Raw genomic sequence first — 14,248 nt, 5'->3', positions numbered from 1 at the left:
GCTCATAGCCCGAAAAACGCCGCGCCCGCGGTCAAGACGCCCACTCCCGCGACGAGGTACGACAGATTGCGCAGCCAGTTCTTGCGCGTGAGCAGCGTGATCGCGCACAGCGCAATCGCGACCTGAATCAGCAGCGTCGCCTGAGCCCAGCGATGATGGCCGTGCAACAGCGTTTCGCTGCGCGTATCGGCGGCGACGACCTGTTTTTCGATCGCTTCTGCGTTCGCGCGGATCGGCTCCTTCTGCTGCTTGTATTTCTCGACGTCGGCGACGAACTTCGCGTGCGCGTCGCTATTGGGCGCCGACAGCGCCGCGCCGAGTTCCGCGAGGTTTTCCTTTTCGCCCTTCGCCTGGTAGTAGCTCCACTGGTTCGACGCTTCGGTCTTCTTGATCGCGGCTTCGTTCTTGAAGAACAGCGCGAGGTTTTCGGCGTTGCCGCTCTGGTACGCGCACAGCGCGCCGATCGTCGCGAGGATCGCGGTCATCACGGCCATGCGGCTCGCGAACGGATCGGCGTCGTGATGCGCGGCGTGGCCGGCGTGTTCGACGGCATGGTCGTGCGGACCGTGCACTTCATATTCTTCAGACATCAGATTCTCCGAGGCAATGCTTTTGTCGTTCTCGCCGGACGGGGCGGGCGCCCGGCGGCCTCAATCTTAGCGTGTCGCGGAGGCCCGGAGGCCGCAGCTTCAATGCACTGTGTCAGAGGGACGGTTATTGCATGCGAATCACGACGCGCCCGCGCGTGCCGGCGGCGACCGCCTCGTAGGCTTCGCGCGCGCGGGCGAGCGGGAATTCCTGCGCGATCGCCGGGCCGCTCAGCTTGCCGTTGTCGAAGCCCTCGACGAGCGCCGTCATCAGCGGCGCCGATTCCGCGACGCCGAGCTTCGCGCTGTCGACGCCGAGCAATTGCGTCTCGTTGTGATAGAAGTCGATCAGGTCGAACTCGACGCGGCGCTTGCCGGTCCCGCTGATTTCGAGCACGCGGCCGCGCCGCTTCGCGAGACTCAGCGCGGTCTCGAACGCGACACCGCCTACCGCGTCGTACACGACTTCCGCGCCCGCGCCGCCGGTCAGCTCGCGCACGCGTGCGGCCGCGTGTTCGTCGAACGCCACGTAGGCGTCGATCAGGCGGCCCGCGGGCGTGGCGGGATCGAGCGGCCGGCGGTCGACGGCGATCACGCGCGCGCCGCGTGCTTTCGCGATCTGCACGACCGCGCCACCGACACCGCCGCTCGCGCCAAGCACGGCAATGGTCTCGCCGGCCTGCAACTTTGCGTATTCGACGCTGCCGAGCCACGCGACCACGAAGTTCACGCCGATCGCCGCCGCCTCGACGTGGCTCAACGCCACGGGCTTGCGCGACAGCGCCGCGACCGGAATGCCGAGGTACTCGGCGTGCGTGCCGTCGCGCGTGAAGCCGATGTCGCCGCCGGTTCCCCACACCTCGGCGTCGAGCCACGCGGCCGGGCCGTCCACCACCACGCCGCTGAAGTCGCGCCCCGGCGTGCGCGGCAGCACCGTATGTTCGAAATGGCCGGACACGTTCTTCACGTCGCTCGGATTGACCGAGGCCGCCATGACCCGCACGACCGCATGCTCCGCGTCGGCCTGCGGCGTCGGCAGATCGACGTATTCGAGCACTTCGGGGTTGCCAAAAGATTTGAACTGAATCGCTTTCATCGTGCGTGGCTCCGGTTGGTCTTGCGCCGCGTTGCGCAGCGAATGCACCGTAGTCTAAGTGATGCGAGTAAAGGCATCAGGACGACGGCTTTCAGATTTCGGACAACAACCCGCGCGCCGGGTACGCGATCACCCAGGCTCTAACCCGCCTGACCCGCCTCGTCGGCCTTCGGCGCCTGAGCATGCCGCTGGTGTTCGGCGGCCAGAAACATGTACATCGCCGGCACGACGAACAACGTGAACAGCGTGCCGATCGACATCCCGGTGAAGATTACGAGCCCCATTGCGTTGCGGCCCGCCGCGCCCGCGCCCGACGCGATCACGAGCGGCACCACACCGAGCACCATCGCCGCGGTCGTCATCAGGATCGGGCGCAGCCGCACGCCCGCCGCTTCCTCGATCGCTTCGCGCTTCGCGCGGCCCGCGCGCTGCAGTTCGTTGGCGAACTGCACGATCAGAATGCCGTGCTTGCTGACGAGCCCCATCAGCGTGACGAGGCCGACCTGCGTGTAGATGTTCAGCGTCGTCAGGCCGATGTTGATGAAGATCAGCGCGCCGAACAGCGCCATCGGCACCGAGATCAGGATGACGATCGGATCACGGAAACTCTCGAATTGCGCCGCGAGCGCGAGGAACACGATGATCGTCGCGAGCAGCAGTGTGATGACGAAGCCGCCCGACTCCTGCACGAACTGGCGCGACTCTCCCGAGTAATCGGCCGAGTAGCCGGCCGGCGCGACCTGCGCGGTCGCCTTGCGCAGAAAGTCGAGCACCTGGCCTTGCGACACGCCCGGCACGATCACGCCGGAGATCGTCGCCGAGTTCAACTGCTGGAAGTGGTTGATCGATTCGGGCACGACGCTGTGCCGCAGATGCGTGATCGTCGACGCCGGAATCACGCTGCCGTCCGGCGTGCGCAGATAGTAGTCGAGCACCTGCGACGGATTGAGCCGGTCGATCTGCAACACCTGCGGAATCACCTTGTACGAGCGTCCCGCAATCGAGAAGTAGTTGACGTAGCCGCCGCCCAGCGCCGACCCGAGCGCCTGTCCGACGTCGCTTTGCGACAGCCCGAGCGAGGCCACCTTGTCGCGATCGACGACGAGCGTCACTTCCGGCTTGTCGATTTTCAGGTCGTTATCGACGAAGAAGAACATGCCGCTCGCGCGCGCTTTTTCCAGCACTGCTTGCGACACCTCGTTGAGGTTTTCGAACGGCTCGGTCGTGCTGATCACGAACTGCACCGGCAAGCCCTGCGCGCCCGGCAGCGGCGGAAACTGGAACGCCGCGACGCGCGCGCCCGCGATCTGATTCCACTTCTGCTGCAACTCCTGCTGCAGCACGGTCGCATTCTTGCCGCGCTGATCCCAGGTCTTGAACAGCACGCCGCCGATGCCCCGGTTGACAGTCGGGGAGCCCGTGAGCTGGAACATCTGCGAATATTCGGGCAGTGCCTTCGAAGCATCGAACACCTGGTCCGCGTAGGTCTGCATCTGCTGGATCGTCGCGTTGGGCGGCCCGATGATCTGCGAGAGCACGATGCCCTGGTCTTCCTGCGGCGCGAGTTCCGACTTCGAGGTCATGAACAGATACACCGTGCCGCACAGCAGTAGCGCGCCCATGATCACGAACACGGGCCAGGTGTCGATCGTCGCATGCAACAGGCGGCCGTAGCCGAGATGCACACGCTCGAACTGGCGGTCGACGAAACGCGCGAAGCGGCCCGACTCCTGCGCGGCACGGAAGAAGCGCGAGCACATCATCGGCGACAACGTGAGCGCGATTACGCCCGATACCGTCACCGCGCCCGCGAGCGTGAACGCGAATTCGGTGAAGAGCGCACCCGTCAGCCCACCCTGGAAGCCGATCGGCGCGTACACGGCGATCAGCACGACGGTCATCGCGACGATCGGGCCGCCCAGTTCGCGAGCGGCGATCAGCGCGGCGTCGAACGGTGTCCTGCCTTCGTGCTTCATGTGCCGATCGACGTTCTCGACGACGATGATCGCGTCGTCCACGACGAGCCCGATCGCGAGCACGAGTGCGAGCAACGTGAGCAGATTGATCGAATAGCCGAGCACCTGCATCACGAAGAACGTGCCGATCAGCGACAGCGGCATCGCGATCAACGGCACGATCACCGCGCGCAAGCTGCCGAGAAACAGGAAGATCACGACGGTCACGATCACGAGCGCTTCGACGAGCGTTTTGATCACTTCCCTGATCGCGGTGTTGACGAAGTCGGTCGCGTCATAAACGATGTCGCCCGTCATGCCGGTCGGAAACTGCTTCTGCAGATCTGGAAACACGGTTTTCACGCGCTTGGCCACATCGAGAATGTTCGCGTCCGGTGCGACCTTGATGCCGATGAACACCGACCGCTTGCCGCTGAACGCGACGTTGAAGTCGTAGCTGTCGGCGCCGAGCACGACGTTCGCGACATCCTCGAGGCGCACGATCGAGCCGTTCTTCTGCTTGACGACGAGCTGCTTGAAGTCGTCGACGGTATGCAGGTCCGTGCCCGCTTCCAGGTCGACGCTGACCATTTGCCCCTTCGTCGTGCCGAGCGTGGCGAGATAGTTGTTGTTGCCGAGCGCGGTGTACACGTCACTCGCGCTCACGCCGTGCGCGGCGAGCCGCGCCGAGTCGAGCCACGCGCGCATCGCGAACTGCCGGCCGCCGAGCACTTCGGCGGTCTGCACGCCCTGGATCGAATCGAGCTTGGGCTTGACCACGCGCAGCAGGTAATCGGTGACGTTGTTGCTTGGCAGCACGCTGCTGTAGAAGCCCATGTACATCGCGTCGGTGGTCTGCCCGGTCTGCACCGTCAGCACCGGCTGCTGCGCCTGCGGCGGCAACTGGTTGCGCACCGAGCCGATCTGCGTGTTGATCTCGGTCAGCGCGCGGTTCGCATCGTAGTTCAGACGCAGCGTCGCGATGATCGTCGACACGCCCGTGATGCTCGTCGACGACATGTAGTCGATGCCCTGTGCCTGCGCGATCGCCGCTTCGAGCGGCTGCGTGATGAAGCCGGCGATGGTGTCCGAGTTCGCGCCATAGTAGGCCGTCGTGATCGTGACGACCGCGTTCTCGGTCTGCGGGTACTGGCTGACCTTCAGCACCGCGAGCGCGCGCAACCCGAGCACGAGGATCAGCAGGCTCACGACCGAAGCGAGTACCGGCCGGCGAATGAAGATGTCAGTGAACATGATCGGGCGGCCTCGCTTATTGTTCCTGCGGCGTCGGATTCGGACTGTCCGACGGCTGCACGCGGTTGTCGATGATCAGCGGCGTGCCGTTCTTCAGCTTGATCTGGCCGCTCGTCACGACCTGCGTGCCGTCGTCGATGCCCTTGAGAATCGCCACCTGGTCGCCGCGCGTCGGCCCCGGCGTTACGAACACCTGCTGCGCGACGGGCAGCGTCTTGCCCTGCGCGTTGGGCTGCGTGCCGGGCTTCACGACGAACACGGTCGCGCCGTACGGGTTGTAGGTGATCGCCGTTTGCGGCAGGGTCAGGTAGCGCTGTTCGGCGCCCGAGTCGATCTTCACGTTCGCGTACATGCCGGGCAGCAGCTTGCGCTCGCGATTGTCGACGCTCGCCTCGATCTGCACGTTGCGCGTCGCGCTATCGACTTTCGGGCTCACCGACTGGATCTTGCCGGTGAAGGTTTTCCCGCTGTACGCGTTGGTGTCGACGCTGACGGTCGCGCCGATCGCGAGCTGGCCGAGCTGTTGTTGCGGTACCGAGAAGTCGGCGTAGATCGGATCGATGGCTTGCAGCGTGACGATCGCGTCGCCGGGATTCAGGTATTGCCCCGGATTGATCGTCGTGATGCCGAGGCGCCCCGCGAACGGCGCACGAATCGTCTTCTTGTCGACGAGCGCCTGCTGTTGCGCGACCTGCGCCTTCTTGCCCTTGAGGTCGGCCGCATCGGCGTCGAGCTGCGCCTTCGCGATCGCCTTGATGTCGTACTGCGCGCGGTCGCGCTCGTAGACCGTCTGCGCGAGTTGGGCCGCGGCCTGCAACGATTGCAGCAGCGCGACGTCGCTGTCGGCGTTGAGTCGCACGAGGATCTGTCCGGCTTTCGCTTCCTGCCCCGACACGAACGCGACCTCGCGCACGAGGCCGGCGACTTCGGTCGTCACGTCTACGCCGCGCACCGCGCGCAGGCTGCCGACCGCCGCGAGCTGCGGCTGCCACGACTGATAGTGGACCACCACCGCCGAGACCGTGGCGGGCGGCGCGGTGTTGGCCGCCATGAACTTCGCGAACATGTGCGCGCGGAGCAGGTTGAAGCCGACCAGCGCGGCGAGCAGCAGGCCGACGCTGATCAACATGATCACCATCCGCTTTGTCATCGGTTTTCTTTCGGCCATCGTGATGTCCTTGCTCGGCTTGGGGCGAGGGCTGGGGTTGCGTCAGGGCACGGTCAATGTGGCGTTGTGGCGGTTGCCGTCGTTGCCGATGGCGACGACGTGTTCGACGCGCTCGCCGACGCGGCGGCCGGCGCGGCCGCGGACTCGGGCGCGCCGGCATTCCACCAGCCGCCGCCGAGCGCCTGGAACAGCGCCGCCGTGTCGGCGTAACGCGCGGCCTGCGCCTGCGCGAGACTCACGACCGTTTGCTGATACTGGCGTTGCGCGTCGAGCAGCGCGAGGTAGCTGACACCGCCGACGTGATACTGTCCGCGCGTCAGTTCGAGCGAATCGCTCGCGGCGCGCGACGCGTCGGTCTGCGCCTTGAGGCCGGTTGCGTCGTGTTCGAGCGCGCGCAGCGTGTCCGCAACGTTCTGGAACGCGAGCAGCACCGTCTCGCGGTATTGCGCGCCGGCCTGCTCGTAGGCGGCCTCGGCCGCGCGCTTCTGCGCGCTCAGCTGGCCGCCGTGAAAGACCGGTTGCAGCAAGCCCGCGCCGATGCTCCAGAGCGTGCTGCCGGCCCTGAGCACCTGCGCGGGCGTCAACGCTTCGGCGCCGTAGCTCGCCGACAGCGTGATCTGCGGATACATCGCCGCGGTCGCGACGCCGACCTGCGCGCTCGCCTGATGCAGCGTGGCGTCGGCGGCAAGGATGTCGGGGCGCTGGTGCACCAGCGACGACGGCAGGCTCACGGGCAGCGTGTCGGGCAGCGAGAACATGTCGAGCGTGAAGCCGGGCACCGAGGTATCGCTCGGCAGCTTGCCGGCGAGTACCGCAAGCTGATGGCGCGCCTGATCGAGCTGCTGTTGCAGCGGCGGCAGCGTCGCGCGGGTCTGCGCGAGCAGCGTTTCCTGCGCGAGCACGGCCGTGCGGCTCACGCCGCCGAGTGAGAATTGCTGGTCGAGCACGTTCAGCTGCTGCTCTTCCTCGGTAGCGATCCGCTCGGTCGCGTCGATCTGCGCGCGCACCGACGCTTCCTTGACCGCTGCGGTCACGATGTTGGCCGATATCGTGAGATAGGCGGCCTGCAGCTGGAAGCGCTGATAGTCGATCTGCGCATGCAGCGCTTCGAGTTCGCGCCGCGCGCCGCCGAACACGTCCAGCTTGTACGAGACGTTGACCGACGCGTTGTAGAGATTGAATTCCTCGACGAGGCCGGGCTCGCCGAACGCGATGCCGTTGATCTTTTCGCGCGTGGCACTCAGTTGCGCGTCGACGCTCGGCAGCAAGGTGCCGCCGGCTTGCGCGATGTAATTCTCGCGAGCCTGTCGCAACGCCGCCTGCGCGGCGGCCATGTTCGGACTGTTGGCGATCGCCTCGCGGATCAGTGCGTCGAGCGGCTCGCAATGAAACAGCGTCCACCACGCGGCGGGAATGTCCTGGGCCGGCGCGAAACGCTGCGGCAGGCCTGCGGGGCCGGGCGCGGAGGCGGTCTGGTCGGGCAGCGGCGTGGTGGTGAAGGTGTCGGTGGCCGGCGCGGGCGGCGCGTGGTAGTCGGGGCCGACCATGCAGCCGGCCAGCGCGACGCAGCTGCACAGCGCAACGTAGAGGCGCCGCCAGACAATACGCTGACTCACGTCGATCATCGATCTACCTTGTATCGCCAGTGGCGGGTGGACCGGACGAAGATGTTCAGGTCACCCGAACGTTCCTGGAGTTGTCTTGCCGACGCTGGAATTTACCATGCACGGCGCGAACCGCGCTTGGCCTCGCATTCGCTGGCCGACGAGGGTGGATACGAGATCACGTAGGAGGGCGGTGATGGCAGGCGGTGCTACCGCTGTCTGCCACGCCCGGAGCGGCATTCACGACAATTTCACGGATTCGGGCACGCGGTTGGCTCGGCATCGCGCTTGGCGAACTGGTCGAGCTGTTGCCTGGTTATCGATCGTCTGGTTTTACCGGGCCTCGTCCGCCGCTCGGCGCTGCGCGATCAGATCGGCGAGCCGCTCGACCTGCTGCCCTTGCGCATCGAAATTGCCCGCGTCGAGCCACCGCTCATAGCAAGAGCGCAATGCCGGCCACTCGCTGTCGATGATCGAAAACCACGCCGTGTCGCGATTGCGCTCGCGATAGACGATCGCCTGCCGGAAGATCCCCTCGAACGTAAATCCATAGCGCAACGCGGCCTTGCGCGACGGCTCGTTGAGCGAATCGCATTTCCATTCGAAGCGCCGATAACCGAGCTTGTCGAACACTTCGCCTAGCAGCAGGTACATCGCATCGGTCGCGATGCGCGTGCGCTTGAGCCGCGGCGAATACGTGACGTGGCCGACTTCGATCACGCCGTTGGCCGGATCGATCCGCATCAGCGAGAGCGTGCCGACCGGCTTGCCCGTCGCCAGGTCGATGACCGCGTAGTGCAGCGGATCTTTCGATGCCGCCATCTGCGTCAGACGCTCACGATAGGCCGCGAGACTGTCGAACGGGCCGACCGCCAGATAGGTCCAGTCGCGGCCGTCGGTGGCCGAGCCGTACGCATCGAAGAGGTCGGCCGCGTGGCGCTCGACGTCGACCGCTTCGAGCCGGCAATAGCGGCCGCCCAGCGGCTCGCGGCCCGGCGGCTGCGCGCCGTGCCAGCCGGGCAGGGGCGCGCCGATTGGCTGGCCGTAGGCGTTACGTGTGGGTTCCATGTCTGTTCTCCTGTCGATGAATGGGCGATGCCGGAGGATGCCGATGCGTGTCGATGCAGGAACGATACGGCAAACGTGGTATGTTCAAAAGATCCACGAGGTGCTTATTCGATAGGTCCAGCCACCATGATCGAAATCATCGGACCGCTCGTCCATGCGGACGACGCGTTCGCCGCGAGCGGCGCCAGCGGGGCCAAGCGGCCCGCGCCGCTGCAAAAGCAGCTGATCGAACGTCTGCAGCAGGCGATTCTCGCCGGTCGTCTGCCGGCCGGGTCGCTGCTGCCGTCGTCGCGGCTGCTCGCCGCCGAGATGGGCGTGTCGCGCAACACGGTCGTGATCGCTTACGAGCATCTCGCCGCGGTCGGCTACGTGATCGCCGATCGCCAGGGCACGCGCGTGAGCCCGCTGTCGAGCCCCGCCGCGCGCGGCGAGCGGGCGGCGGCGTCGGCGGCGCCGGAGGTCGTATACGCGGCGCGCGTCGAGCAGTTCGCGGCGTCGCACAATCACGCCGACAACGCGTACGCGCTGACCCCCGGCACGCCCGCGCTGGACCGTTTCCCGCTTGCCGCGTGGCGGCGCGCGCTCGAACGTGCGATGGAGCGCGCATTACCACGCGCGCTCGGCTACGGCATGCCGGCCGGCGAGCCCGCGCTGCGCGACGCGATCGCCGCGCATCTGCGGATGGCGCGCGGCGTGCGCTGCGATGGCTCGCAGGTCGTGATCACCGAGGGCGCGCAGGAGGCGCTGAACCTGTGCGTGCGACTGCTGACCAATCCCGGCGATATCGCATGGATCGAGGACCCCGGCTATCGCGGCGCGAAGGCCGCTTTCAACGCGGGCGACTTGCGCACGCTGCCGATTCCCGTCGACGCCGAAGGCATGGCCGTGCCGGCCGACGCGTGGCACACGCATCCGCCGAAACTGATCTACACGTCTCCCGCGCATCAGTATCCGACCGGCGCGGTGCTGTCGGTGGCGCGGCGGCTTGCGCTGATTGCCGAGGCGCGGCGCTGCGGCGCGTGGCTGATCGAGGACGATTACGACGGCGAGGTGCGTCACACCGGCGAGCCGATCGCGAGCATGCAGGGCCTCGTCGACGAGGCGCCCGTGCTGTACGTCGGCTCGTTCAGCAAGACGATGTTTCCGGCGCTGCGCATCGGCTTCGTCGTGCTGCCTCGCGCGATCGCCGCGCACGCCGCTGTTGCGCTGCAAGAGATGCTGCGCGGCGGGCATCGGCTGGAGCAGCTGGCGCTCGCGCATTTCATCGAAAGCGGCGAATTCGGGCGGCATCTCGGGCGGATGCGGCGGCTGTACCGCGAGCGGCAGCAGGCGCTGCGCGACGCGCTGGCCGGGCATTTTCCGGCGGCGAAGATTCTTGGCGGCGATTGCGGCATGCATCTGACGCTGCGGCTGCCGGCATCGCTCGACGATCGCGCGCTCACTGCGCGGGCGCAGGCGTTGGGGTTGAGTCCGCGCGCGCTGTCGGGGTTTTCGATCGGGGCGTCGGAGCAGACGAACGGGCTCGTGATCGGGTATGGCAATACGGAGGCGGAGCGCTTGGGGCCCGCGGTGAAAGCGCTGGCGGAGATGGTGCGGGAGATGCAGGGCGAGGCGCGACCGGCTGCGAAGCGCGCGGCAAAACGGGGCGGAAAAACCGTCGTCCGGCCCCGCAAAAAAACCGCCCCGCCACGCCGTACGCCCGCCACTCCGGGCATGTAAGTTTTACGTTTGTCCGCCTGGCCCATGTCGCGCTATCGTGTCGTATGCGCGGCGACTTCGCAGTTCCGATGTGCTGGTTTGCCCGCATGTGCCGCGGTTGCCCGTCCCGTCGCGCGGCGGGTGTGGCGCCAGCGATGGGCACGAACAATGCGTTCAGTGTGGTTATCGATGACGATCTATCCGACCGGAGAAGACATGAAGGAAATCGAACCGACCCCGTGGTTTGACCTTGCCATCCATACGCCCGTACGCGAAGGCTGGTACGAAGTGCAGTTGGCGAGCGGGGACACGGCGTTTGCGAAATTTGGCGACGGCGTGTGGACCGAAAAGCCGTTGCTCGTATTCACGCACTGGCGCGGCCTGTCCGCCGATCCCTCGAAAGCCGCGGACGGCGCGGCCGAGTCGGTCGGCGCCGAAGCCACCGCGGCGCAAGGCGTGCGCGCCGCCTGGAACGCGTTCTTCCCGGGACTCGGCGACGAGCAGCACAAGCCGCTCAATGCGGTGCCGAACGGCAAGGTGCCACATTGAGGGTCCCTTGAAATTCGCTTGAAGTTCGGTCGGGCGACGGCTTGTGGGCCGCCGCCCGGCAGTTCGATTCGGCCGCCATCCGCGCGTGGTTCGAATCGCTCTCGTATCGCTCGGCCCTACGCCGCACCGCATTTCTCCCGCCCCGCTACAATCAGCGTCATCCTTTCGACGCCATCACGATGCCATGAACGCCACCCGAGAAACCGTGGAATTGTCGCGCGCGACTCAACTGCTCAATCACGGACCCGTCACGCTGATCACGAGCGCACACGATGGTCGATCGAACGTGATGGCCGCGTCATGGGCGATGCCGCTCGACTTCAATCCGCCGAAGGTGGTGGTGGTCGTGGATAGCCGCACACTGACGCGTCGCCTGATCGAAGCGAGCGGCGTGTTCGGGCTGCAGTTGCCGAGCCGCGGTTTCGCCGCGCAAACGCTCGCGGTCGGCACGCACGCGGGCGTCGAACTCGACAAGTTCTCCGCGTTCGATCTCGAGACCTTCCGCGCGCAAAAAATCGACGTGCCGATGCTGGCCGGCTGCATCACCTGGATGGAATGCAAGGTGATTCCGGACGACAGCCAACGGCACGATCTGATCATCGGCGAGGTGGTCGCCGCGTATGCGGATAGCCGCGTGTATTCGCGCAACCGCTGGCATTTCGGCGACGATCCCGACCTGCGCACATGCCATTACGTGGCCGGCGGTACCTTCTTCGCGACGGGCGATGCATTCGAGGTGGCGCCCGTCGCGGCCTCCGCGCAGTGACCGGGCTTAGGTGCTCCGTTCGGTTTCGCCTTCGGCGAATGCTTTGAGCGCGTCGCCGGCGAGACGATAACGTACCCATTCGCTTTGCGGATTCGCGCCGATCGACTTGTAGAAGCCGATGGCCGGCTCGTTCCAGTCGAGCACGCTCCATTCGAATCGACCGCAGCCCGTTTCGCAGGCGATTTGCGCGAGATGGCGCAGCATCTGTTTGCCAGCGCCGCTGCCACGCGATGCGGGCGATACGTACAGGTCTTCCAGATAAAGCCCCTGTTTGCCGAGCCACGTCGAATACGAAAAGAAGTACACGCAAAAACCGACTGGCTCGCCGTTCATTTCGCAGATCAGCGCTTTCGCGGGCGCGCCCTCGGCAAACAGGCTCTTCTCGATGTCTTCGACGCCGGCGACGACTTCGTGCTCGGCTTTTTCGTAGATCGCGAGTTCGGTGATGAAGCGCAGGATCAGGGGGGCGTCGGAAGCGGTGGCGGGGCGGATGTGGATCGTCAAGGTCTAGTGCTCGGTGAGTTCGGTGATGACTGCCGGCCGGCGGGCGGTACGCGCCAAATGCGCCGGCTTCGGAACAGACTCACATCGTAGCAAAGAGCCAAAGGCCCCGCCGCGAACGGACCGGGCCTCGGGCGATTCCTACAGACCGAAGGCGAACAATTTCAGCGGCCCCGGTCCACTCGTCGAGCCAGAGCCCCAGAACACCACGCCGTCCGCAATGGCCGGCCCGGCATTGCATGCACCCCCGCTATTGAATGACCACAGGACTTTTCCGTTGGAAGAATCGAGCGCGTACATCGTGCCATTCGTGTAGTCGAGATTGCATCCGAAGACCACGCCATTGGCGACACTGACGGCTGCCTCCGCGCGGCTTGCGAGCGGGTCCGGCGTGGTCCACGTCACTGCGCCGGAATTCGCATTGAGCGACGCCCAACCGCCAGACGTGGTGGTGCCACCGCCGTTCGCCAATTGCCATACGCCTGGTGTCGTTCCCGCTCCGGTCATTCCGCTATTCGATACCGCAACATAAATGAACTGGCCATCGTTGGCCGATCCCCACTGAAGACCGCCTGTGAGTCCACCAGGGGCGACCTGCGTGGACCAACGCAGAGCGCCTGTGTCTTCATCGAAGGCCCAGAACATCCCGCTCTTCTGCCCCGCGCCGACCAGTCTGCCAGCATTGCCGTTGCCACCGAAGAGCATCGGTCCTTGCGCGAAGTCCCAGTCCGGACCTTTCGGATTGGGACAGTTGGCGTTCGGCGGAAGGGTGAAGACGCCTGGGACGTTGAGGCCGCAGCCGACATTCCACGTGTCGTACGGCAGACCACGCGCGGACCATTTGACTGCGCCCGTGGTCATGTCCAGCGCAAGGATCGAATCGAAGTGATCGTTCGGATCGATGCACGAGGTCGGCGTGCCGCCACTGTTCATGCAGTCGAGTACGGCCTGAGGCACTTCCCAGTTGTTGCCGGAACCCATGAACACCGTATTGCGATCGACGTCGACGGCGCCCGTGCTACCCCAGACGGAGCCGCCGAAATAACCCTTCGGTATCGTGTATGTCTGCCATTTGATTGCGCCGGTCGCGACATCAAGTGCGACGACGCTGCCGCGGAAACTCCACTGCCAGGCAGGCGGAGGGACATAGGCGGCCATCAGTTCTTCGTTCGATGTGGTTCCTACGAAAGCCGTGCCGTTCGCGATGACGGCAGACTGCGTGACCATTGAATAAGTGGTTGAATCGACTTGCGTGTGCCAAAGCCGCAGGCCAGTGTTCTTGTCGACGGCAAAGACCTGGGCCGGTTGCGGACTCGACAGTTTGCCGCTTTGATTGCCGAGTATCAGGACGTTTCCGGAGATGGCGGGCGTTGCGCGCGCGTAGTCGTTGGGGATGTTCGTATAGGACGATACAAGGTTCTTCCAGATCAGCTTGCCGGTCTTCCTGTCGACCTTGTACAGATAGCCCGCGGAATCCGGGAAATAGGCATAGCGGTCATCGAGGGCAGGGGTCGCCGTCACGTTTCCGCTTGTGTCGGCTGCCCAGAGTTTGTGAAGGGAACCTGCTGTCTTCGGACTAATCACCGATTCATTCGCCTGATTTCGGGAGTTCATCAAGCCGTTACCCGAAGTCGTCCAATCGGTCGCATAGGCAATGCTGCTCGTTGTTAAACCAAATAGCAGCGCCCACGCTGAACACAACGTGTCAGTTCTCATGTCGTCTCCTCCGGAATTATTTGGAAAAGCTGCGTTTGCGTTTTGCGAAGCAGGAATACGGATAGTTAGAAGACCAAGTAAACAATTTATAGCGGTGGGGTGGGGCAATCGAAAATATAGTGAACGTCCGATCAGGGCGCATTGGCGGAATGTGCGAAATCGCACAGAGCACGTCATGTCAGGCACAGTGCTTCATCGCTGCTTTCTACATTGCGAAGTTATTTCGAGGAATTCATGCTATTTGCATGAAACGAGTTCGCGCTATGGTTGTGAATCGAATTAATAA

General features: G+C 65.1%; 11 protein-coding genes. 3 read left to right on the top strand and 8 right to left on the bottom strand.

The features are described 5' to 3' along the window. Nucleotides 1-2: 2 nt before the first annotated feature. The 6 genes from OKW29_RS17040 to OKW29_RS17015 form a co-directional block, all read right to left on the bottom strand. On the bottom strand, nt 3-590 hold the full coding sequence (locus tag OKW29_RS17040; RefSeq protein ID WP_184030515.1) for a DUF4337 domain-containing protein: 588 nt from the start codon (nt 588-590) through the stop codon (nt 3-5). Nucleotides 591-714: 124 nt separating this feature from the next. Next, nucleotides 715-1,683: a quinone oxidoreductase family protein gene (locus OKW29_RS17035; protein WP_429291861.1), complete on the bottom strand. Its 969-nt coding sequence runs from the start codon at nt 1,681-1,683 to the stop codon at nt 715-717. Nucleotides 1,684-1,823: 140 nt separating this feature from the next. Continuing rightward, on the bottom strand, nt 1,824-4,892 hold the full coding sequence (locus OKW29_RS17030) for an efflux RND transporter permease subunit (RefSeq protein ID WP_429291860.1): 3,069 nt from the start codon (nt 4,890-4,892) through the stop codon (nt 1,824-1,826). A gap of 16 nt (nt 4,893-4,908) precedes the next feature. After that, complete coding sequence (locus OKW29_RS17025; RefSeq protein ID WP_429291859.1) at nt 4,909-6,060, bottom strand: efflux RND transporter periplasmic adaptor subunit; 1,152 nt, start codon at nt 6,058-6,060, stop codon at nt 4,909-4,911. Nucleotides 6,061-6,113: 53 nt separating this feature from the next. After that, a complete protein-coding gene (locus OKW29_RS17020; protein WP_429291858.1) occupies nt 6,114-7,685 on the bottom strand; it encodes an efflux transporter outer membrane subunit in 1,572 nt (523 codons plus the stop codon). A 312-nt stretch (nt 7,686-7,997) separates the two neighbouring features. Then, nucleotides 7,998-8,732: a GNAT family N-acetyltransferase gene (locus OKW29_RS17015; protein WP_184030479.1), complete on the bottom strand. Its 735-nt coding sequence runs from the start codon at nt 8,730-8,732 to the stop codon at nt 7,998-8,000. A gap of 126 nt (nt 8,733-8,858) precedes the next feature. Between OKW29_RS17015 and OKW29_RS17010 the strand changes: the two genes are divergently transcribed. The 3 genes from OKW29_RS17010 (at nt 8,859) to OKW29_RS17000 (ending at nt 11,745) form a co-directional block, all read left to right on the top strand. Then, nucleotides 8,859-10,451, top strand: coding sequence for a PLP-dependent aminotransferase family protein (locus tag OKW29_RS17010; RefSeq protein ID WP_429291857.1), 1,593 nt, complete (start codon nt 8,859-8,861; stop codon nt 10,449-10,451). Between the two features lie 195 nt (nt 10,452-10,646). Beyond that, nucleotides 10,647-10,979: a hypothetical protein gene (locus OKW29_RS17005; protein ID WP_184070427.1), complete on the top strand. Its 333-nt coding sequence runs from the start codon at nt 10,647-10,649 to the stop codon at nt 10,977-10,979. Between the two features lie 184 nt (nt 10,980-11,163). Continuing rightward, a complete protein-coding gene (locus tag OKW29_RS17000; protein WP_018423901.1) occupies nt 11,164-11,745 on the top strand; it encodes a flavin reductase family protein in 582 nt (193 codons plus the stop codon). 6 nt (nt 11,746-11,751) lie between these two features. Here the strand turns inward: OKW29_RS17000 and OKW29_RS16995 are convergent, their stop codons facing one another. Then, on the bottom strand, nt 11,752-12,249 hold the full coding sequence (locus OKW29_RS16995) for a GNAT family N-acetyltransferase (RefSeq protein WP_187616147.1): 498 nt from the start codon (nt 12,247-12,249) through the stop codon (nt 11,752-11,754). 138 nt (nt 12,250-12,387) lie between these two features. Next, nucleotides 12,388-14,070: a PQQ-binding-like beta-propeller repeat protein gene (locus OKW29_RS16990; RefSeq protein WP_429291856.1), complete on the bottom strand. Its 1,683-nt coding sequence runs from the start codon at nt 14,068-14,070 to the stop codon at nt 12,388-12,390. Nucleotides 14,071-14,248: the final 178 nt, after the last annotated feature.

This window comes from Paraburkholderia sp. CI3 (genome assembly GCF_050436505.1).
Classification (GTDB): domain Bacteria; phylum Pseudomonadota; class Gammaproteobacteria; order Burkholderiales; family Burkholderiaceae; genus Paraburkholderia; species Paraburkholderia tuberum.
This window is presented reverse-complemented; position numbering and strand designations above follow the sequence as displayed.

Excerpts from the sequence above, each read along its gene's own strand:
- OKW29_RS17040 (WP_184030515.1), bottom strand. The coding sequence starts at position 590 with ATGTCTGAAGAATATGAAGTGCACGGTCCGCACGACCATGCCGTCGAA.
- OKW29_RS17035 (WP_429291861.1), bottom strand. The coding sequence starts at position 1,683 with ATGAAAGCGATTCAGTTCAAATCTTTTGGCAACCCCGAAGTGCTCGAA.
- OKW29_RS17030 (WP_429291860.1), bottom strand. The coding sequence starts at position 4,892 with ATGTTCACTGACATCTTCATTCGCCGGCCGGTACTCGCTTCGGTCGTG.
- OKW29_RS17025 (WP_429291859.1), bottom strand. The coding sequence starts at position 6,060 with ATGGCCGAAAGAAAACCGATGACAAAGCGGATGGTGATCATGTTGATC.
- OKW29_RS17020 (WP_429291858.1), bottom strand. The coding sequence starts at position 7,685 with ATGATCGACGTGAGTCAGCGTATTGTCTGGCGGCGCCTCTACGTTGCG.
- OKW29_RS17015 (WP_184030479.1), bottom strand. The coding sequence starts at position 8,732 with ATGGAACCCACACGTAACGCCTACGGCCAGCCAATCGGCGCGCCCCTG.
- OKW29_RS17010 (WP_429291857.1), top strand. The coding sequence starts at position 8,859 with ATGATCGAAATCATCGGACCGCTCGTCCATGCGGACGACGCGTTCGCC.
- OKW29_RS17005 (WP_184070427.1), top strand. The coding sequence starts at position 10,647 with ATGAAGGAAATCGAACCGACCCCGTGGTTTGACCTTGCCATCCATACG.
- OKW29_RS17000 (WP_018423901.1), top strand. The coding sequence starts at position 11,164 with ATGAACGCCACCCGAGAAACCGTGGAATTGTCGCGCGCGACTCAACTG.